Genomic DNA, 20,122 nt, shown 5'->3' with positions numbered 1-20,122 from the left:
TTTAAAAAGCGACGCTAATAACGTTAGCTTTATGAAATAAAAATAGTTTTAAATGAAAGGGGAAGCTTCGGTTGCCCCTTTTTTATGCTCAATTTATAAGCATGCAAAGTAAAATTAACAAAACGGTGAATGAATCCTTACCATATCGGCTTGTTATCAATGGGTTATTGTGCCAAGATTCTGGCTATAAAAACTTAAATTATCATTTGGATTTGCAGGGGAACATTTCATGCGGATTATTTTACTAGGCGCACCAGGTGCCGGAAAAGGTACACAAGCCCAATTTTTAATGAATAAATTTGGCATTCCACAAATTTCTACTGGTGACATGTTACGTGCTGCTATCAAAGAAGGAACTGAGTTAGGCTTACAAGCTAAAAAGGTAATGGACGCTGGTCAATTAGTATCAGACGATTTAATTATTGGTTTAGTGAAAGAGCGCATTGCCAAAGCGGATTGTGAAAATGGGTTTTTGTTAGATGGTTTTCCTCGTACCATTCCACAAGCTGATGCAATGAAAGAAAATGGTATCTCTGTAGATTACTGTTTAGAGTTTGACGTTCCAGATGAAGTGATAGTTGACCGTATGGCTGGCCGTCGAGTTCATCCGGCGTCTGGTCGTGTTTATCATGTTGTTTACAACCCACCAAAGGTTGAAGGTAAAGACAACGAAACCGGTGATGACTTGTTGATTCGTGATGATGATCAACCTGAAACTGTTCGTAAGCGTTTAGGCGTTTATCATGAGCAAACTCAACCACTAGTTGCATATTACAAAGCGGAAGCGGAAGCTGGTAATACTAAATTTGCTACCATTGATGGTACACAAGCTGTTGAAAGTGTAAGCGCTAAGCTTGCCGAAGTTTTAGCGTAAACCTAACGCTAACTAGTAATAAAAAACGCCGCATATGTGGCGTTTTTTTGTTTTAGAAGAAAAGGGGAATCATAATGATAATTAAATACACTGCATTTTATGCCGGTATGTTAGCCGTGTTTTATGTAGCTCTGTCGTTTCGTATTATAAAGCTACGACTAGTACACAAAGTTGGTATTGGTCATGGTGAGTCTAATACGTTGCACCGGGCAATTAGAGTTCATGCTAATTTTGCTGAATATGTACCATTGGCTTTATTGTTACTAGCTTTTTTAGAGCTTAACAAGGCAGAGGTTTGGGTGCTTAATATTTTAGGAACGGCGTTACTAATTGGACGTTTGTTTCATGCAATGGGTTTAGGTAAAAGCGCTGGTACGTCAATTGCCCGTACTGTTGGTGGGATATTAACTTATTTGATGATGTTAGCGGCCGCGTTGTTAAATATTCTAGCGGTTTATTAGATTTTTGACATTTAGTGATTTATTGGTGTTTGTTCAGGTATTGGTGTTTGTTCAGGTATTGGTGTTTACTAGCGCCTATAGCAAAGCCAAATTTTAGATATAAAAAAACCGGAACGAGTTCCGGTTTTTTAAAAAGTATAATTACAAAAATTATAGCGCGTTAATTTGAGCGTTTAAACGACTCTTATGACGTGCTGCTTTGTTTTTGTGAATTAGACCTTTAGTTGCATAACGGTCAAGAACTGGAACAAGTGCAGTGAATGCTTCTTGTGCAGTTTCTTTTTGACCAGCTTCGATAGCTGTTACAACTTTTTTCATGAAAGTACGCATCATAGAACGACGGCTTGCATTGTGACGACGAGCCTTCTCAGAAGTTATAACGCGTTTCTTAGCAGACTTAATGTTAGCCAAGGCTGACTCCTAAACTTTTTTAATTCAAATAACCGGTTTTTTAAGGCCGAGGAGTTTGCCTTTTTGTAACGCTTTTGTCAAATCATTTTAAATGGAAAAGCTAATTTATAAATGACTAAAAGTCTGGCAAGCTATGCGAGTTTTATTATGTTGCGGTTAAAGGAAATATTTTGGCGTTATTAAAGTCGAGTCTGATCGTTTCGTTCATGACTCTTATATCAAGGGTATTAGGATTAGTCAGGGATGTTGTCATTGCTACCTTTGTAGGTGCGGGCGTTAACGCTGATGTTTATTTATTTGCTAATCGCATTCCTAATTTTCTAAGGCGCTTGTTTGCCGAAGGTGCGTTTGCTCAGGCGTTTGTCCCTGTTTTATCAGAAGTAAAAGAAAAACATGGAGACGATGCGGTTCGAGAGCTAGTGGCTAAGGTTTCTGGCACGCTAGGCGTGATTGTTTTGGGCTTAACCGCTTTTGCGATTGTCGCCTCGCCAATTATTGTCATGGTTTTTGGTACTGGTTGGTTTATTGATTGGTGGCAAGGCGGCGAAGATGCCGCTAAATTTGATATGGCCTCTGCATTATTAAAAATCACGTTTCCATATTTATTTTTTATTACCTTTGTTGCTTTATCTGGCGCAGTCTTAAATGTTTATAATAAATTTGCTGTGGCTGCATTTACACCGGTATTCCTCAATATTTCTATTATTGCCTGTGCCATTCTGTTTAAAGACACTTTTAGTGATACCGCTTATGCCCTTGCCATAGGCGTGTTTGTTGGCGGGTTAGTCCAGTTTTTTTTCCAGTGGCCGTTTTTAGCTAAGGCTGGTTTGTTAGTCAGGCCCAAATGGGGATGGAATGATGAGCATGTTAAGCGCATCCGTCTTCTTATGTTGCCGGCGATATTAGGTGTGTCGGTTCATCAATTAAATGCACTAGTTGATACGGTTATCGCTTCTTTTTTAATGACGGGCTCTATTAGTTGGTTGTATTACGCAGATCGGTTAATTGAATTTCCTCTAGGGCTGTTTGGAATCGGTATCGCCACGGTTATTCTGCCAAGCTTGTCAAAACTACATAGCACCAATAATCCAGCGAAGTTTCAAGAAACCATGGATTGGGCGTTAAAAATGGTGCTATTAATGGCGTTTCCTGCACTTGCAGGCTTAATTGTTTTAGGTCCTTTAATTATTAAAATTTTGTATACGCATGGTGAGTTTACTGCTACCGATGGCCAGCAAGTTTATTTTGCCCTCATGGGTTATGCATCAGGATTGGTTAGTTATATGACCGTTAAGGTTCTCGCACCAGGCTATTTTGCTAGACAAGATACCAAAACACCGGTTCGGCTAGGCATTATTGCGATGTTATCCAATATAGTTTTCAACTTTATGCTGGCGCCATTTTATGGTTTTGTAGGCTTAGCAATTGCTACGGCTATGTCAGCAACATTAAATGCCGGCATGTTATATTGGGGATTACATCAACAGGGCGTGTATAAGCTATCAAAAGCTACGATGAGTTGGATTGCTCGTTTAGTGGCTGCAACCATTTTTATGGTAGCCGCTCTTGAATATATTAAACGCTCAGGTTGGTTTGCTACGGAGTCGTTTTGGCAAGAATCAGTGATGCTGTTTTCATTAATTGGTGTTGCTGTAGTGGTTTATTTTGTGAGTTTAATTTTATTTGGAACACGTAAACGGCATTTTAGACAGGGCGCTTAATTTAATCTCAATTTATATTACATAATTGTTGCTTTATCGAACGCTCTGGGTAGTAATTAGCCTAGCTTTGCCGTTATAATTCTTGGGTTTTTTTTAACAGTTTATGAAGGTCAAATGGAGTTAGTTAGAGGTTTAGTCAATTTATCCGAAAAACACAAAAACTGTGTTTTAACGATAGGTAATTTTGACGGTGTACACATGGGCCATCAACATGTGTTGGACAAGCTGAAAACTGAATCTAAAAAGCATGGTGTTCCATCTGCCGTGATGATTTTTGAACCTCAACCGCAGGAAGTGTTTTTAGGTGATAAAGCCGCTGCGCGAGTGTTGACCTTTAGAGATAAGTTTAAAAAGTTAGAAAAACTCGGAATTGACCGTCTCATATGTGTCCGTTTTAACAAAGAGTTTGCAGCGATGGCAGCGGACGAGTTTATTGAGTCTTTGTTAGTGGAGCAATTAGGTGTAAAACACTTAATTGTTGGTGATGATTTTAAGTTTGGTGTGAAACGCAGTGGCGACTTTGCATTACTGCAAAAAGAGTCAGAGCTTTGTGGTTTTAGTGTTGAAGATACAAAAACGTTTAACTATTCAGACCAAAGAGCCAGCAGCACGGCAATTCGAAAGTATTTACAAGACGCTGATTTTAAAGCAGCGGAAGATTTACTCGGTGAACCATTTGTGATGCAGGGCCGTGTGATACATGGCCAAAAAAATGGTCGTAAATTTGGTTTTCCTACGGCGAACATTGCTGTGAAAAGGAAAGTGCTACCTATCAAAGGTGTGTTTGTTGTTGAAGTTGAATTGAACAAGCAGATCTTTTATGGCGTTGCAAATATTGGCAATAAGCCAACGTTAGATGGCGTAAAGCCGGTGTTAGAAGTAAATATATTTAACTTTGACCAACAAGTGTATGGGCAAAGGTTATCGATTAAACCTCTAAGTAAAATTAGAGACGAACAAAAGTTCGAGTCGATAGAACAACTCATTTCTCAAATTAAACTGGATGTAGCAACGGCTAAATCCAAACTAAGTCAATATGGAATCAAATAACCATGAGTGATTATAAACATACTCTTAATTTACCTGAAACTGCGTTCCCTATGCGCGGTAACTTGGCACAGCGTGAGCCAAAAATGTTAGACGAATGGACCAACAAAGATTTGTACGGTCAAATTCGTGCTGCAAAAAAAGGTAAAAAGAGCTTCATTTTGCATGACGGCCCTCCATATGCAAACGGTGATATTCACTTAGGTCACTCAGTTAATAAAATTTTAAAAGACATTATTGTAAAGTCTAAAACGCTATCTGATTTTAATTCGCCTTATGTACCAGGTTGGGACTGTCATGGTCTTCCAATTGAGTTAATGGTTGAGAAAAAAGTAGGTAAGCCTGGTAAGAAGGTAGACGCTGCAACATTCCGTCAGAAGTGCCGTGAATACGCGCAAAAGCAAATTGACGGTCAGCTAACCAGTTTTGTTCGCTTAGGTGTTTTAGGTGACTGGAACAACCCATATAAAACAATGGATTTCGGCTCTGAAGCTAATATTATTCGTGCGTTAAGTAAAATCATTGATAACGACCATCTACAAAAAGGTGCTAAGCCTGTTCACTGGTGTACAGACTGCGGTTCGGCGCTTGCTGAAGCCGAAGTTGAATATCAAGACAAAGTATCTCCTGCAATCGATGTTATGTTTACCGCGGTAGACAGTGACGCTGTTGCAGCTAAGTTTTCAGAACTAGACGCCGGAAAAGGCGAGGGTGATGTATCTTTTGTAATCTGGACAACCACTCCTTGGACACTTCCTGCTAACCGTGCCATCTCTTTAGGCGGAGGTGTTGAGTATTCTCTAGTTCAAGTTAAGTCTGCTGAAGGTTTTGATAAGCCATTTAGATTAGTACTAGCAACTGACTTAGTTGCGGATTGTATGGCACGTTTTGATATCACTGAATTTAGTGTTTTAGGTCATTGTAAAGGGGCTGATTTAGAGTTAGTTCAAGCTAATCACCCATTCTATGATTTTTCTATCCCAATGATCTTAGGTGATCATGTTACCACTGACGCGGGTACAGGTTGTGTACATACTGCACCTGGGCATGGTCAAGAAGACTTCACGGTTGGTTTACAGTACAACATTGAAGTAGCAAACCCAGTTGGGCCAAATGGAGTCTACGTACCAGGTACTGAATTTTTTGAGGGTCAGCACGTCTTTAAAGCAAACGATAACGTTGTTGCTTTGTTGACAGAAAAAGGCAAGTTACTTAAGCATGTAGCCTTCGAACATAGCTACCCACATTGTTGGAGACATAAAACACCAATTATTTTCCGTGCAACACCTCAGTGGTTTATCAGCATGGACAAAGCCGGTCTTCGTCAGCAATCTATCGAACAGATTAAAAACGTAGAGTGGTTGCCTGAATGGGGTGAAGGCCGCATAAAAGGAATGGTTGAAGGTCGTCCAGATTGGTGTATTTCACGTCAACGTACTTGGGGCGTGCCAATTACTCTATTCATTCATAATGAAACAGATGAGTTGCACCCAAATAGCATAGAGCTAATGGAAAAGGTTGCTCAACGTGTTGAAAAAGAAGGTATTCAAGCTTGGTGGGATCTTGATTCAGCTGAGTTACTTGGTGAAGAAGCAAGTCAATATCGCAAAGTAGAAGATACGCTAGACGTTTGGTTTGATTCAGGCGTAACACATTACTTTGTGGTCGATCAGCGTGATGAGTTTGATACCGCTCCAGATCTATATTTAGAAGGCTCAGACCAACACCGTGGTTGGTTTATGTCGTCGTTAATGACAGGTACTGCGATGAATGGCAAAGCGCCATATAATCAAGTATTAACGCATGGTTTTACCGTTGATAAAAACGGCCATAAAATGTCTAAATCATTAGGCAACATCATTGCGCCAAAAGAAATCACGGATGTGTACGGTGCCGATATTCTTCGTTTATGGGTAGCCTCAACAGACTACACTGGCGAAATGACCGTTGATAAAGAAATTTTCAAACGCTCGGCAGATACTTACCGTCGTATTCGTAACACGTCTCGTTTCTTATTAGCTAACTTAAATGGCTTTAATCCAGAAACGGATTTAGTTGCTGAACAAAATATGGTGGCACTTGATCGCTGGATTGTAAGTAAGGCTGCACGTTTGCAAAACGAAATCGTAACGGCTTATGACAAGTACCAATTCCATAACGTTATGCAAAAGCTAATGAACTTCTGTTCAGTAGACTTAGGTAGCTTCTACTTAGATGTTATCAAAGACCGTCAATACACTGCGAAAGCAGATTCTACAGCTCGTCGTTCTTGTCAAACAGCGCTTTACTACATTGCAGAAGCAATGACGCGTTGGATGGCACCGGTATTGTCATTTACTGCACAAGAAATTTGGCAAGAGCTTCCAGGTGAGCGTGAAGAGTTTGTATTCACAGGTGTTTGGTACGAAGGAATTGAGAAATTTGCTTCTGATGGCGAATTAGGTGACGACTACTGGTCTCAAGTATTAGCAGTTAAAGAGCAAGTAAACCGTGCTCTAGAAATTGCAAAAAAAGACAAGCTAGTGGGCGCTTCGTTAGCCGCTGACGTGACACTTTATGTCAGTGATCAGATTAAAGATGTTCTGCTAACGCTAGAAGACGAGCTTAGGTTTGTTCTAATTACTTCAACAGTATCAATTGCGCCACTATCAGAAAAAACGGATGATGCCTTTGATTCAGAAGTTGATGGCTTATTCATTAGCGTTGCTGCAAGTTCGGCTGAAAAATGTGAGCGTTGTTGGCACCATGTGGAGTCAGTTGGCCAAAATGAAGAACATAAAGACTTATGTGGTCGCTGTATTGAGAACGTAGAAGGCGCTGGTGAAGTAAGGAAGTTTGCGTAATGTCGTTTAAGGATTTGAACGCCAATGGATTATGGTTTTTAGTTTTAGGTTTGCTGGTGATTATTATTGATCAAGCCAGCAAGCTATGGATTTTAGCCAACGTTCCACTGTATTACGATATCAATATATTGCCAATTTTTGACATAACTTATGTTCGAAATTACGGCGCTGCTTTTAGCTTTCTAAGTGATCAAGGCGGGTGGCAGCGTTGGTTCTTTACTGGAATTGCCTTTGTTATTAGTGCATTACTTATTTACTGGATGGCCAAAACACCGTGGCGTGAGCAGCGTCAATTATGGTCTTACGGACTTATCTTAGGTGGTGCTATTGGTAATGTTACTGATCGTTTAATGCATGGTTACGTAGTGGATTTCCTACATTTCTATTATGAAAACTGGCACTTCCCTGCGTTTAATGTTGCGGATATGGCGATTAGTTGTGGTGCAGCGTTATTAATTTTAGACGGCATTTTAGAAGCAAAAAATTCAAAATCTACTGACTCTGTAAAAGAGCCGTAAGATTTATAGTTATAAGGTGTAATTGTGAGTAAAAATAATATCCAAGCTGGCAGTGAAGTCGTGTTTCACTTTACTATTAAGCTATCTGATGACTCGGTTGCTGACAGTACAAAAGTAAGCAATAAACCGGCTAAGTTGACAATTGGTGATGGTAGTTTAACAAAAGGCTTTGAAGATTGTTTGATCGGGCTAGAAGCCGGTCAAGAAGCGTCGTTTACATTGCCACCAGAGCAAGCATTTGGTCAACCAAACCCGGATAATATTTACTACGTTGACAGAACTAAGTTTAGCGAAGTTACACCAGAGGTCGGAACAATCGTGGCCTTTACTCAACCCGATGGCAATGACTTGCCTGGCTTGATTAGAGAAGTAGCTGGGCAATCGGTTACGGTTGATTTTAATCATCCGTTAGCAGGTCAAACACTTACGTTTGAGGTCGAGATTCAACAAGTTAATCAACCAGAAACGCAAACCGAACAAGGCGGATAGGGGATAACGATGGATATTTTATTAGCAAACCCACGAGGTTTTTGTGCTGGAGTTGATCGAGCTATCTCAATCGTAGAACGAGCATTAGAAATTTTTCAACCGCCAATCTACGTTCGTCATGAGGTCGTTCATAATAAGTTTGTTGTAAATGGTTTAAAGAATCGCGGTGCTGTATTTGTTGACGAGTTAAATGAGGTGCCAGACAATAGCATTGTTATATTTTCAGCACACGGAGTGTCTCAGGCCGTTCGCCAAGAGGCTAAGCATCGAGGTTTAAAAGTCTTTGATGCTACTTGTCCGTTAGTTACCAAAGTTCATATGGAAGTAACACGTGCATCGAGAAAGGGCATAGAATGCATCTTAATTGGCCATCAGGGGCACCCTGAAGTTGAAGGGACTATGGGGCAATATAGCAACGATGAGGGAGGCATATACTTAGTAGAGTCGCCGGCCGATGTTGCTACGCTTGAAGTAAAAAATGCCGATGAACTTTATTACTGCAGTCAAACGACGTTATCGGTTGACGATACTGCAGATGTAATTGACGCGCTAAGAGAGAAATTTCCTAAAATTGAGGGACCTCGAAAAGATGATATTTGTTACGCAACGCAAAATCGTCAAGATGCCGTTCGTCAATTGGCACAAAAAGTAGAATTGATGTTAGTAGTCGGAGCTGCAAATAGTTCTAACTCAAATCGATTAAGAGAGTTGGCAGAGAAAGTTGGCACTAAGGCTTACTTAATTGATGATGCCAGCGACATTAAACTTGATTGGTTATCTACACAACCTGCAATTGGTGTAACAGCCGGGGCTTCAGCGCCAGACGTTTTAGTTCAGGGCGTAATTGAGCGCTTAAAAGAGTTGGGTGCGACCAATGTTGTTGAAAACCCAGGGAAAGAAGAAGATATCGTATTTGCAGTGCCGGCAGAGTTAAGATAGAACTAGGTACAGAGTTTTTGTTATAGGGACAGTATTTTTCGCTAACTATAGTTTTTCATTAATAATTTTATATAGTACGATGAAAAAGTATACAGCGGGTACTAAAAAGGAACTAAACTTAGTCAGATAGTATTCTGTCGATTAAGTGGTAAGGCGGACAATGGCAAAACACAATAAACCGTTAAATAATTCAAAAGAGTTGTTTATTAAACAGCAACGAGGTGTTGGATTAATAGAGATCCTCATTTCGTTGTTCGTGATATCAATTGGTCTAATTGGCTTAGTTGGTTTGCAGTTTACAGTATCTACTTCTAACCAAGACGCTTATGTAAAATCACAAGCCACAATAATAAATGAAAGTCTTGCCGACCGTATTCGCATTAATCGGCAGTATCAAAACCGTGATGACAATACACTCCCTCCTATAGATGGAACCGACAACGCGTACACGACGCTAAATAATTACAACTTTCGAGCTAATGGCGATTGCAATCGTTCTGAGTTTGAATGTTTTTGTGAAAACGTACCAAACAACATAGTGAATTGCAGAGATGAAAGCGGTGTTGATGCACAACTCTGTACGGCACAGCAGTCAGCCGTATTTGACGCTTATGAAGTCAGCTGCATGGCTGCCGCGGTAATGGATGATATGGAAGTCGGCGTGGTTGCTTTAAATGCAGTACCTGGCGCGAATGGCGACGTAGTGCCACCGAACTCTACCTTAACTGTCTATGTTGCATGGCCTGCGACCATCTGGAAAAACTTAGATCGAGCCGCTAATCAAATGTGTACCGATATACTTGATGAACAAGGGATAGAGGGTGATTATGAGTGTGTCTACATGGACGTCATCGTAGGTAATTCGTTATGAGTTTTGTAAGGTCTACCTCTAAAAAAAGAAAGGTAGCTGGTTTTACGTTAGTGGAACTGCTGATTTCACTCACCTTAGGGTTAATTATCACTTCAGCACTCGTGCGTATTTATCAAAGTAATAACAATTTACAACGCTACAACTATGCACTTTCTAACATTCAGCAAGACGGTCGATACATTATTTCGTTGTTACGTAATAGTTTAATGGAAGTTGGTCGTTACAATGAGTTTGCAGCCAATCTTGATAGATCAGTGGACATTGAAATTGAAAAAGCGTTCATCAAAGATAGTCCAATTGTTTTTCCTGGGGATTATTTAGTTGATATCAATGTAGGATCAGAAGATGGCGCGGCTGCAGGTCCGGACACTTTAGTTGTAAACCTTATGTCGGAAGACAGCTGCACAGGCTCTAATTTTGATTTTGTTGAAGGCGATGAGTTCCATACTGTGAATGAATACTTCCTTGATAATAATTCGTTAAAATGCCGTGGTCATGATGGAAGATATTTACGTGGGTTAAAAGGCAATGGTTCCTCCAATCAATCGGTAACCTTGCTGGAAAATGTGTTTGATTTTCAAGTTTTGTATGGAATCAGTTTACCTACGGGGAATGTTGAAACAGGTTATGTCACCTCTTGGGTGACCGCTGATAGAGTTAATGCATTTGATAGGCCCGACGGAACGTCAGCTGTTGTCGCGATTAAATTAGCCGTATTAATAAAGAATGACGACGAGATTAATTTTAATAATACACGAAGTTTGAAAATGCTGGGGAACAATGCCTTCGCACAGCGAAATGATGGTTTATATCGAGTCTTTGAAACTGTTATATTGTTCCGTAATTCGTGGTCACACTTGACTGTTGGTGGGTGATAGATGAAATCTAAAATAACTGTTCAAAAAGGCATAGCGTTAATTATTGCGCTAGTGATACTGACGTCAATGACAGTAATAGGCGTGAGTTCGGTGTCATCAGGTGTGATGCAAACTAAAATGGCGAGTAACCAAAATACCGTAGCGCTAGCCTTTGATGCAGCAGATGCCTCGGTGGAAGGAATTATTCACGAAGGAAGCTCTGCTAATCTGAGAGCAGGAAACGTAATGAATGGTGCGGGTAATCCAGAGATAGATGTATTAACAGCTGCTCGTAATTCTGGTGCTATCACGAATAATAACTTGGTTGATTTAAACCAATTGCCAACGTGCGATCAAATTGCAAATGCATTATGGACACAACGGCGTATGAATGCAGCTGGTTTGCAAAACGATGCGATACACAATAATGCTGGTGCAATGATGACGGTACCTGAGATTAATGCTTGGTCAAAATCGGCTTTTGTTGGCCTAAAAAATATAACAGATCCAAGTTCTGGCTTGGTTTCTAGTATTGTAGATACAGATGGCGCAAGAAACAGGACCATATTTGAAGTCTTTATGCTTAAAGGATGTGGACACGTGTCTGGCACTGTTGTGAATGCGGCTAATACTGTTGTGGTTTCTAGACAGTCTGTTGAATTAGGAGAAAATTAATATGGAGATTAGATTTCTAACTAAGCTCAAAACAATTGCTCAGTCTATTGCTCTTTCTATGGTTATCGGCTTTTCAGCTTATGGCGACGATATTGAAATTTATTACGGCATATCAGACCAAAACAGAACAGTAAACCCGAATGTTATATTTATCTTCGACACATCTGGAAGTATGGCTGAGACAGACGGAACAGAGTCAAGTCGTATGTTCAAATCTCGAGAGGCGTTAAAACAAGCAATTAACAATATCTCCGATGTTAATGTTTCTCTAATGAGATTTTCATCAAAAGGTGGTCCTGTATTGATGGAAGCTAAAGACGTCAATGCAGAGTCCGATGAAAACATAATAGTACGTACTTTATTTGGGAACTCCGATTTTGCCGTTTCATTAAATGACGGCACAATCGCAACAAGTTTCCCTGCTGGTGGGTTAGCCAACCCAGATCACAACCGTGTACATGCATTACGGTTTACTGATATGCAAATTCCAAAAGGTGCGACAATAGAAAGTGCACACATAACCTATTTTTCGGCTGTTAATCCGGTCGGTAATGCAGTTTCTTTCAGATATGTTGGTTATACAGCTAATGATCCTATTGAGTTTCAAAATGGAGCGGAGTTTAACGATTTATTTTTTGAAGATTATAATCCATCGAAAAATACTTCATTAACCGGAACCGCGCAGGACTGCAATGACAATGGCGTGGTATGTTGGCTAACTCCTGCGTGGGATATTGCTGGATTACCAGTCAATACAGTTGACTTATCACCAATTGTTCAACAAGTTATCGATCAGTCAAACTGGGAAAAAGGTGATCCAATTTTACTATTTGGAGCAGCTGACAATATGGCTGCTTTGAACCGATACGCAGCATTAAGTCATGGCGCCGAAAATAACTTTTCGGAAAGGCTAAAGTCGCCCCAGTTACGAGTTAGGTATAGTATGCCATCAGGCGGGGTTGCTCCGCTACTCTCGTTTGGAACAAGCAATGATTATCAAGTTAAAGATAATTTCATTAGCCTGTTAGAGGAGTTTGTAGCCGACGGTTCTACACCTGTGGTAGATACTATGTATGAAGCATATCTTTACATTAATGGTAAAGGTGTAAATGCCGGGAAAAATCGAGGTGATACGAATAATTCGACTTCCCTAGTTACGAGGGTTAGTCATCCTGACACGTATAGCGGTTCAACTGTCAATGTTCCTGCTGACTGTGATACTGAAAAATTATCGTCAAGAGAGTGTCGATTTATGTCTTTAGCCTCTCCAGATGATGCGATATATAATACTCCGGTAGATCCTGATGTCGGTCAGTGTCAAGCAAACTATATAGTGCTGTTTAGTGATGGGGATCCAAACGCAACCACAGAATCAGCCGCAATCTCATCACTAATAGGGACTACTTGCAGTGAAACGAGTTGCGGAAATGCGCTTGCAGAGTATATGGCAACCAAGCCTTCAGAACGAGGCAACGATAATAATGACGCACAAGTATTTACGTATACAGTTGGATTTGACTCATCGGGTTTTAACGACACTTACCTACGTAATCTCGCAACGGCAGGTGAAGGTGAATTTTACTCAGACAATACCATTAACGGCTTGGCTAATGCATTTACTTCAATTTTAATTGAGGCAAAAAAAGGCGCAAGTACCTTTGTAGCGCCGGGTATATCAGTTAACCAATTTAACCGACTCACGCATTCGAATGATATTTACTATGCATTATTTGACCCGAAGAGCACAGAATATTGGCCTGGAAATCTCAAAAAATACAAGATAATAGATAGCGTTGTTCTTGATAACTCTAGTACTCCTGCAATTTCTACAGACGGGTTCTTTAAAGATACAGCACATGACTGGTGGGCCACCTCTAGTGAATTGAATAGTCCGTTTGTTGGCCGCGGCGGCGCCGCTGCTCGTCAATCTACTCCTCGTAATGTCTATAGCAACATGTCTAATCCGAATACGCCTTTTAGCGATGGAGATAGTCGGTTATCTAAAAGCAAGTTAGATATTCTTATCGAACCGGACTCGGATGCATTAAGGCTTTCTATGATTGATTGGATTCGTGGCTACGACGCGACTGACTTGGATGGCGATGGCGTATTAAATGAGCCCCGTTACCAGATGGCTGATCCTTTGCACTCTGAGCCATTATTTTTTCAATATAGTGACAAAGCGTCGGTATTTATTGGCACAAACGAAGGTTATTTATTGTCTATTGATGCTGAAACAGGCCAAGAAAATTGGGCATTTATACCAGAGGATTTACTACCTAATCTTCACAACTATTATGAAAATAATAATGTATTTAATTCTAAAACCTACGGGATGGACGGTGCGATAAACGCATGGACTGAAGATGATCGTAGCTACATTATTGTAGGGCAACGCCGAGGTGGAAGAAACTACTACGTGTTAGATGTAACTAATCGAACTCAGCCTGAGTTTAAATATATGATAAAAGGTGGTGAAGGCGATTTTGTTGAGCTTGCCCAATCTTGGTCTAAACCAACGATTACTAAAATTGAAATAGGTGGCGTAGTAAAACGCGTTTTAGTATTTGGTGGTGGTTATGACACCAATCAAGATAGCAATACACTGCGAGATAGTGACAACGAGGGCGCTTCGGTATTTATAGTAGATGCTTCTAATGGAGCGTTAATCGCAGAGATAAAGGATAGTGGTCAGCATCGTGTTAATGGCATGGATTACAGTATTCCAGCTCGAATCGCCGTTATTGACCGAGATTTTGATGGTCTTATGGATCATATGTATTTTGGTGACATGGGTGGCAATTTGTTCCGTGTTGACGTATACAATGGTGAGCCCTTAAGTAGTATGTTTCAAGGCGAAAAAATTTATACCACGTCGCAAAATTTTTCTATTAGCAAAAACCGCCGTTTTTATTATGCACCTGATGTTGCAGAAATAGTTCACAAACAAGAGCATTATTACGCAGTTAGTATCGGGTCTGGTTATCGAGCACACCCTTTGAATGAGAATATTGATGACTCAGTATTAATGCTGAAAGACAAAGGCGTGTTTGCTAAAGGGAATGATGGAAAATATACATTCCCCAATTTAACGAATATAGCGCAACTTGATGCAAGTACACCTTCGGTAGACGATATTTCAGCTTATGATGGCTATGAATTTAATTTAACCAGAGGCGAAAAAGTTATTACAGGTGTAACTATCATCAATAGTAAGTTGGTTTTCACTACATATGATCCGAGTTCGGCAGGCTTAATTGAAAATACTTGCTCAGCTGCGCAAGGTGGTGGTCGCATTTATGTCATCGACTTATTAGACGGCAGTGCGCTGCTAGACAATGATGGTGATGGCGATATTGATTATGATGATACCTTTGTAGTGCTCGATAAATCAGGTATTCCAGCAGAGCCAAGACTAATTATTACAGACCCAGAAGCTCCTACTTTGTGCGTGGGTACTGAATGTGCGGATACAGTGCAAACAAACGACGATGCAAATGACGACTTTAAGTCTTTGTTAGGTACAATATCTGGCCCAAGAAGTCGCCTTAACCAAGTGTTTACAAATTCATGGTCAACAGAAATTGAACCAACGACAAAGGATGATAATTAATATGTTTAGGCAGTTTGCGAAAGGCTTTACCTTGGTAGAAATGCTGGTGACCCTAGCAATTATTGGTATTTTGAGTTCTGTTATATACCCAAGTTACACGCGCTATGTGGTTAGTTCTTACCGAGCACAAGCACAAGCTGATATGCTTGAATTTGCCACTGCTATGGAACGTCACAAAGCAACAACTTTTAGTTATGCTGGAGCTGCGGGAACTCAAGGTTCACCGGCAGACACTGGAGAACCGTGGATATTTGCTGCCCACTCTCCCTCTGATAAACCCGAAGCTGACAAAAAATATACACTCACTATTGAAGCGATAGAAAATAATGGTCGTTCGTACGAAATTAAAGCGACACCAGTGAATCAAACGTACGGTGATCCTATGTCTGATGGCGTAATGAGTATTTTCTCTGACGGTCGTAAAGCTTATGATGCCAATAAAGATGGCAATTACTCCGCTGACGAATATTGCTGGAATTGTTAACTCATGCAATTAAAAGAAACACAATTGAAAAAGAGTAAGGGCTTTACATTAATTGAAGTGTTAGTAACGTTGGCTCTTTTTGCAATCATTACGACTTCGGTTGCACCCTCTGTCGGTAATTTTTTTAAGCGAAATAAAGTTGCTGCTATAGTCAACAACCACAGTGCAGCGCTGCAATTAGCCAGACATACTGCGATATCGCAAAATCGTTTTGTCGTGATTTGCCCAACAAACGACATGGCAACATGTGAGACCGATTGGAATCTAACAAAGATGATTTTTATTGATGAAGATGGTGACGATAGCTTAGGTGCGAATGAAGAAGTGATTGGTAGTGCAGATATGGTAAAAGGATATTTTATTAAATCAACTCGCAACCTGATTCGTTTTGCACCCGTAAATACTGCTCAAACGGTAAATACCACCATCAGGATCTGTCCTCAAGAGGGGGATAGTGCATTTGCCCGAGCTCTGGTGTTATCAAATGTGGGCCGAGTTCGAATAGTTCGAGACCCGGCGGACATTGACTGCTCAGCTTAAACGTTAATAAAGACAGCCTACCTACTCATCATATATCGTAGGAATAGGCTTTCTTTTATGTTGAGTAGCATTAAAAATCGCAACTAATTTATCTTCAACTTCTTGAGATACGGCTTTGCCTTCTAAAAAATTGTCAATATCGTCATAACTCATACCTAACGCATCTTCATCTTTTTTACCCGGAGATAGCTCCTCTAAATCAGCGGTAGGCGCTTTTTCTACTAATATTGAAGGCGCACCTAGATGCTTTGCTATAGCTCTTACTTGTCGTTTACATAAGCCAAATAAAGGAATTAAGTCACAGGCACCATCACCCCATTTAGTATAAAACCCAGTAATATTTTCAGCAGAGTGATCTGTGCCTAAAACAAGGCCATTTAGTAAACCTGCAATTTCATATTGGGCAACCATGCGAGCTCGAGCTTTTACGTTGCCCTTCACAAAGTCTACTTTTGCTTGATTAAGATTTGATTTCAAAGAGGCGGGTAAAACATTCATTACTTCATTGTGAATGCCATCTACACCGCCTTTAACGTTAACGGTAACAACTTCACTGGGCTGTATAAAACTTAACGCTAGCTGCGCTTCATCTTCGTCAGCTTGAACATCGTATGGCAGTCTTACGGCAATAAATTTATAAGCCGAGTTTGTCTCGTTGTTAAGCTCGTCAGTAGCTAATTGTGCTAAACGGCCACAAGTTGAAGAGTCAACACCACCGCTGATGCCTAAAACTAAAAATTTTGAGCCCGACTCAACTAAGGTTTTTTTTATAAAATCAACTCTTCGTCTTACTTCAAAGGCTGCGTCTATTTCAGGAAGCACTCTCATTTCGTTGCGAATTTCATTGGCGTTCATAGATTTAAAACTTCTCATGTTTGTCTGGTAAGCGTATTCTATGACAATTGAACTTAAGCCACTAGTTGTAAACTACAAATTGAGAGCAAGATATGAAAAAAGTAACGGCCATTATTAAACCTTTTAAATTAGACGATGTTCGTGAGGCATTATCAGATTTAGGCGTCAACGGTATGACAGTTTCTGAAGTAAAGGGATTTGGGCGTCAAAAAGGGCATACAGAGTTATATCGTGGTGCAGAGTATATGGTTGATTTTCTGCCCAAAATGAAAATTGAGATAGTAGTGGCTGAAACTATGCTTGACCAAGTCGTAGATTCAATTTTAGAAACAGCACAAACCGGCAAAATCGGTGATGGCAAAATATTCGTTGAGCCAGTTGAACGAGTGATCAGAATTCGTACCGGTGAAGAAAACGACGAAGCAATATAATAAAAAAGCCCAGTTCAAAACTGGGCTTACTTTTAGCTTAATTGATTAACAATCTAGGGAAAGACGTTTACTGTTCAATTAAGTTGTTTTTACCAATTGCGATTTTTCTTGGCTTTAACGCCTCAGGAACTTCGCGTTCTAGGTTCACATGTAACAGGCCATGCTCCATGTAAGCATCAATGACCTTAATGTAATCACCTAGTTGAAAGCGACGCTCAAAGTTTCGTTCAGCAATGCCTTGGTATAAATAGTTTTTAGTTTCCTTGTCTTCGGCTTTAATACCTTTAACAATGAGACTATTATTCTCAGATTCAATTTCTAATTCAGACTCTACGAAGCCTGCAACCGCCATAGTAATTCTGTATTTGTCGTCCGCGATTGATTCAATGTTATATGGAGGATAGCCAGTATTTTTGTCGCTACGATTTGCAGCATCTAATTTTGAAGCTAATTGATCAAAGCCAATAAAAGAACGGTAAAGTGGTGATAGATCGATGTTTCTCATTTGTCTTATCCTTTTGTTTTTAAGCAATAAGTTATTAATTAATGCCGACATTTCTTATGAACACGTCGGTGAGCTTGTTGACCCTAATGGCATCATTTCAAGCTCACTACTTATGTAAGGACAGAGCATTTATTTTCAAGTAAAAAAAAGTGATTAATTTTTATCTAATTGAAAATGTTATTTTTTATTTGAAGTTACTACTGTTCAATAACAACAACGTCCGGTTGTTCTGAAGAGGCGTCAGATTCCGTTTGTTGCTCCGAAATACTTCTTAACACCGCAAGTGCGGCATCATAATTCGGTTGTTCTGATAATTCGGATACAACTTCTTTATATACAATTTTATCATCAGGACTTATAACAAAGATGGCTCTCGCTAATAATCCCATGTCTTTTATTAGTAACCCATAGTTCATTGCGAAATCGCGCCAAACTGAGTCAGATAACGTCATTAACTTGTCAATATCTTCAGCTTGGCAGAAACGTTTTTGCGCAAATGGCAAATCCGCACTTACTGTTAACATGACAACATCTTGCGGTAAGTTATCGACTTCTTCATTAAATCGCTTGGTTTGAATACTGCAAACACCGGTATCTAAACTAGGTACTGCGCTAATTAACAGAGGCTTGCCAGAGAAGTCCGCTTTTGTTTTTAAAGAAAAGTTGGCATCAACAACTTTAAAGTCAGGTGCAATGTCCCCTACTTGTACCTGGTTACCTAATAGTACTACCGCTTTGCCATTTGCCTTAACAATATCTAAGTTTATCGGCAGGTTCTTCTGGATGTCGTATGCAAAACTGAGTGTAGATACGAACATAAGAGAAGAGATCAGAGCTTTCTTCATAAAAATTTACCAACGTAATGAGAAATAAAATAATTTTACTAGATACTATTGTTAACTAACTGCTATAGTTTTTCTATAAACATTTTTGAATATTTGATAATGCCTTTAACTGTTAGCTAATGGATTGAATTTTAACTATGAAAACGTCGGTAGTCATTTGTGACGACTCAAACCTTGCCAGAAAACAAATGGCTCGATCCTTACCGGATGATTGGGAAGTGGATATTACCTTTGCTGTAAATGGTGAAGATGCTATGGACAAACTACGCAAAGGACTGGGTAGTGTATTATTTCTTGATTTAAACATGCCTATTCTTGATGGATATGGCGTGTTAGAGGCGATTAAAAAAGAAAACCTTCCAGTTTTAACTATCGTTGTATCCGGTGACATTCAAAAAGAAGCACATGAAAGAGTAAAATCTCTTGGTGCACTCGACTTTATTAAAAAGCCGATAGATAAAGACAAACTTCAAGATTTATTGACTAAGTATGGTGTGAGTAGCGAGGCGGATCTCACCAAACGCGGTGCCTCGGTTGATACTGTGCTCGATGAGGAAATGCGCGATGTCTTGCAGGAGGTCACTAATGTTGCCATGGGACAGGCGGGTAGTTTACTTGCAGAAGTGTTACAGGTATTTGTAAAGCTGCCAATTCCAAACGTAAATATTCTTGAAGTTAGTGAACTATCGATGGCCCTGCAGTCGGTGGAGTCTAATTTATCGACTTCAGGGGTATGCCAAGGTTTTATAAGTGGTGGTGTTGCTGGAGAGGCGTTATTAATCTTAGGTGATTCTGGCTTTAAAGATCTAGCTAAGCTAATGAAATACGAAGGCCAAATAAACGATACCATAGAGCTAGAGTTGTTGATGGATATTGCCAATATTCTAATCGGCTCAGTATTAAAAGGGCTGTCGGAGCAACTCGATTTAAATTTCAGCCAAGGTCACCCTGTTGTACTTGGGCAACACTGCAATGTATCTGAGTTAATTTATACTAACTCTACACATTGGAAAAAAACTTTAACGGTAGAAATTAGTTATGGTCTAGAAGGTCTTAATGTGACCTGCGACTTACTATTACTTATAACTGAAGACTCAATTCCTACACTTCGTAATAAACTAAACTTTTTATTTGATGAATAAT

At 39.9% G+C, this 20,122-nt stretch carries 20 protein-coding genes; 16 read left to right on the top strand and 4 right to left on the bottom strand.

Translation table 11 applies throughout. The features are described 5' to 3' along the window. The first annotated feature begins 229 nt into the window (after nucleotides 1–229). Both adk and J9318_RS10860 read left to right on the top strand, forming a co-directional pair. Nucleotides 230–874: an adenylate kinase gene (adk, locus tag J9318_RS10865; RefSeq protein ID WP_210559944.1), complete on the top strand. Its 645-nt coding sequence runs from the start codon at nucleotides 230–232 to the stop codon at nucleotides 872–874. A 74-nt stretch (nucleotides 875–948) separates the two neighbouring features. After that, nucleotides 949–1,335, top strand: coding sequence for an MAPEG family protein (locus J9318_RS10860; protein ID WP_210559943.1), 387 nt, complete (start codon nucleotides 949–951; stop codon nucleotides 1,333–1,335). A gap of 150 nt (nucleotides 1,336–1,485) precedes the next feature. Here the strand turns inward: J9318_RS10860 and rpsT are convergent, their stop codons facing one another. Continuing rightward, nucleotides 1,486–1,746 (bottom strand): 30S ribosomal protein S20, encoded by a 261-nt coding sequence (gene rpsT, locus J9318_RS10855; RefSeq protein WP_155694308.1) that lies wholly within the window; start codon nucleotides 1,744–1,746, stop codon nucleotides 1,486–1,488. A gap of 206 nt (nucleotides 1,747–1,952) precedes the next feature. Between rpsT and murJ the strand changes: the two genes are divergently transcribed. The 12 genes from murJ to J9318_RS10795 all read left to right on the top strand — a co-directional run bounded on the left by murJ (nucleotide 1,953) and on the right by J9318_RS10795 (nucleotide 16,343). Next, a complete protein-coding gene (gene murJ, locus J9318_RS10850; protein WP_244732083.1) occupies nucleotides 1,953–3,467 on the top strand; it encodes a murein biosynthesis integral membrane protein MurJ in 1,515 nt (504 codons plus the stop codon). 114 nt (nucleotides 3,468–3,581) lie between these two features. Next, on the top strand, nucleotides 3,582–4,517 hold the full coding sequence (gene ribF / locus J9318_RS10845) for a bifunctional riboflavin kinase/FAD synthetase (protein ID WP_210559942.1): 936 nt from the start codon (nucleotides 3,582–3,584) through the stop codon (nucleotides 4,515–4,517). Nucleotides 4,518–4,519: 2 nt separating this feature from the next. Beyond that, nucleotides 4,520–7,357, top strand: coding sequence for an isoleucine--tRNA ligase (gene ileS / locus J9318_RS10840; protein WP_210559941.1), 2,838 nt, complete (start codon nucleotides 4,520–4,522; stop codon nucleotides 7,355–7,357). After that, nucleotides 7,357–7,875: a signal peptidase II gene (gene lspA, locus J9318_RS10835; RefSeq protein WP_210559940.1), complete on the top strand. Its 519-nt coding sequence runs from the start codon at nucleotides 7,357–7,359 to the stop codon at nucleotides 7,873–7,875. Before ileS ends, lspA begins: the two co-directional genes overlap by 1 nt. Before the next feature lie 24 nt (nucleotides 7,876–7,899). Beyond that, the gene (gene fkpB, locus J9318_RS10830) at nucleotides 7,900–8,364 is read left to right on the top strand and encodes an FKBP-type peptidyl-prolyl cis-trans isomerase (protein WP_210559939.1); all 465 of its coding nucleotides are present in this window, start codon (nucleotides 7,900–7,902) and stop codon (nucleotides 8,362–8,364) included. A gap of 9 nt (nucleotides 8,365–8,373) precedes the next feature. After that, a complete protein-coding gene (gene ispH, locus J9318_RS10825) occupies nucleotides 8,374–9,303 on the top strand; it encodes a 4-hydroxy-3-methylbut-2-enyl diphosphate reductase (protein WP_210559938.1) in 930 nt (309 codons plus the stop codon). Nucleotides 9,304–9,463: 160 nt separating this feature from the next. Next, a complete protein-coding gene (gene pilV, locus J9318_RS10820) occupies nucleotides 9,464–10,174 on the top strand; it encodes a type IV pilus modification protein PilV (protein WP_210559937.1) in 711 nt (236 codons plus the stop codon). Then, nucleotides 10,171–11,049 carry a PilW family protein gene (locus tag J9318_RS10815; RefSeq protein ID WP_210562434.1) on the top strand — a complete coding sequence of 293 codons (879 nt, stop codon included), beginning with the start codon at nucleotides 10,171–10,173 and terminating at the stop codon, nucleotides 11,047–11,049. The genes pilV and J9318_RS10815 overlap by 4 nt, the downstream gene beginning before the upstream one ends. 3 nt (nucleotides 11,050–11,052) lie before the next feature. Beyond that, nucleotides 11,053–11,706 carry a pilus assembly PilX family protein gene (locus tag J9318_RS10810; RefSeq protein ID WP_210559936.1) on the top strand — a complete coding sequence of 218 codons (654 nt, stop codon included), beginning with the start codon at nucleotides 11,053–11,055 and terminating at the stop codon, nucleotides 11,704–11,706. A gap of 1 nt (nucleotide 11,707) precedes the next feature. Beyond that, complete coding sequence (locus J9318_RS10805) at nucleotides 11,708–15,319, top strand: PilC/PilY family type IV pilus protein (RefSeq protein ID WP_210559935.1); 3,612 nt, start codon at nucleotides 11,708–11,710, stop codon at nucleotides 15,317–15,319. A 1-nt stretch (nucleotide 15,320) separates the two neighbouring features. Further along, nucleotides 15,321–15,803, top strand: a complete 483-nt coding sequence (locus J9318_RS10800; protein ID WP_244731636.1) for a type IV pilin protein — start codon at nucleotides 15,321–15,323, stop codon at nucleotides 15,801–15,803. Between the two features lie 3 nt (nucleotides 15,804–15,806). Further along, nucleotides 15,807–16,343, top strand: coding sequence for a GspH/FimT family pseudopilin (locus J9318_RS10795; protein WP_210562433.1), 537 nt, complete (start codon nucleotides 15,807–15,809; stop codon nucleotides 16,341–16,343). A 21-nt stretch (nucleotides 16,344–16,364) separates the two neighbouring features. On the opposite strand, the gene nadE is transcribed toward J9318_RS10795, so the two are convergent. Further along, a complete protein-coding gene (gene nadE / locus J9318_RS10790) occupies nucleotides 16,365–17,198 on the bottom strand; it encodes an ammonia-dependent NAD(+) synthetase (RefSeq protein ID WP_210559933.1) in 834 nt (277 codons plus the stop codon). Nucleotides 17,199–17,290: 92 nt separating this feature from the next. Between nadE and J9318_RS10785 the strand changes: the two genes are divergently transcribed. Then, complete coding sequence (locus J9318_RS10785; protein ID WP_210559932.1) at nucleotides 17,291–17,629, top strand: P-II family nitrogen regulator; 339 nt, start codon at nucleotides 17,291–17,293, stop codon at nucleotides 17,627–17,629. Between the two features lie 67 nt (nucleotides 17,630–17,696). On the opposite strand, the gene J9318_RS10780 is transcribed toward J9318_RS10785, so the two are convergent. Next, nucleotides 17,697–18,134: an Hsp20 family protein gene (locus J9318_RS10780; RefSeq protein ID WP_210559931.1), complete on the bottom strand. Its 438-nt coding sequence runs from the start codon at nucleotides 18,132–18,134 to the stop codon at nucleotides 17,697–17,699. 197 nt (nucleotides 18,135–18,331) lie between these two features. After that, complete coding sequence (gene tpx, locus J9318_RS10775) at nucleotides 18,332–18,979, bottom strand: thiol peroxidase (protein ID WP_210559930.1); 648 nt, start codon at nucleotides 18,977–18,979, stop codon at nucleotides 18,332–18,334. 137 nt (nucleotides 18,980–19,116) lie between these two features. On the opposite strand from tpx, the gene J9318_RS10770 reads away from it, so the two are divergent. Further along, nucleotides 19,117–20,121, top strand: a complete 1,005-nt coding sequence (locus tag J9318_RS10770) for a response regulator (RefSeq protein WP_210559929.1) — start codon at nucleotides 19,117–19,119, stop codon at nucleotides 20,119–20,121. Nucleotide 20,122 lies beyond the last annotated feature (1 nt).

Source organism: Psychrosphaera aestuarii, assembly GCF_017948405.1.
Classification (GTDB): domain Bacteria; phylum Pseudomonadota; class Gammaproteobacteria; order Enterobacterales; family Alteromonadaceae; genus Psychrosphaera; species Psychrosphaera aestuarii.
Note: the sequence above shows the minus strand (reverse complement) of the source record. Positions and strands in the feature narration are given on the sequence as shown.

Bases quoted from the DNA above. Each gene is read 5' to 3' on its own strand.
- adk (WP_210559944.1), top strand. From the start codon at position 230: ATGCGGATTATTTTACTAGGCGCACCAGGTGCCGGAAAAGGTACACAA.
- J9318_RS10860 (WP_210559943.1), top strand. From the start codon at position 949: ATGATAATTAAATACACTGCATTTTATGCCGGTATGTTAGCCGTGTTT.
- murJ (WP_244732083.1), top strand. From the start codon at position 1,953: ATGACTCTTATATCAAGGGTATTAGGATTAGTCAGGGATGTTGTCATT.
- ribF (WP_210559942.1), top strand. From the start codon at position 3,582: ATGGAGTTAGTTAGAGGTTTAGTCAATTTATCCGAAAAACACAAAAAC.
- ileS (WP_210559941.1), top strand. From the start codon at position 4,520: ATGAGTGATTATAAACATACTCTTAATTTACCTGAAACTGCGTTCCCT.
- lspA (WP_210559940.1), top strand. From the start codon at position 7,357: ATGTCGTTTAAGGATTTGAACGCCAATGGATTATGGTTTTTAGTTTTA.
- ispH (WP_210559938.1), top strand. From the start codon at position 8,374: ATGGATATTTTATTAGCAAACCCACGAGGTTTTTGTGCTGGAGTTGAT.
- pilV (WP_210559937.1), top strand. From the start codon at position 9,464: ATGGCAAAACACAATAAACCGTTAAATAATTCAAAAGAGTTGTTTATT.
- J9318_RS10815 (WP_210562434.1), top strand. From the start codon at position 10,171: ATGAGTTTTGTAAGGTCTACCTCTAAAAAAAGAAAGGTAGCTGGTTTT.
- J9318_RS10810 (WP_210559936.1), top strand. From the start codon at position 11,053: ATGAAATCTAAAATAACTGTTCAAAAAGGCATAGCGTTAATTATTGCG.
- J9318_RS10805 (WP_210559935.1), top strand. From the start codon at position 11,708: ATGGAGATTAGATTTCTAACTAAGCTCAAAACAATTGCTCAGTCTATT.
- J9318_RS10800 (WP_244731636.1), top strand. From the start codon at position 15,321: ATGTTTAGGCAGTTTGCGAAAGGCTTTACCTTGGTAGAAATGCTGGTG.
- J9318_RS10795 (WP_210562433.1), top strand. From the start codon at position 15,807: ATGCAATTAAAAGAAACACAATTGAAAAAGAGTAAGGGCTTTACATTA.
- nadE (WP_210559933.1), bottom strand. From the start codon at position 17,198: ATGAACGCCAATGAAATTCGCAACGAAATGAGAGTGCTTCCTGAAATA.
- J9318_RS10785 (WP_210559932.1), top strand. From the start codon at position 17,291: ATGAAAAAAGTAACGGCCATTATTAAACCTTTTAAATTAGACGATGTT.
- J9318_RS10780 (WP_210559931.1), bottom strand. From the start codon at position 18,134: ATGAGAAACATCGATCTATCACCACTTTACCGTTCTTTTATTGGCTTT.
- tpx (WP_210559930.1), bottom strand. From the start codon at position 18,979: ATGAAGAAAGCTCTGATCTCTTCTCTTATGTTCGTATCTACACTCAGT.
- J9318_RS10770 (WP_210559929.1), top strand. From the start codon at position 19,117: ATGAAAACGTCGGTAGTCATTTGTGACGACTCAAACCTTGCCAGAAAA.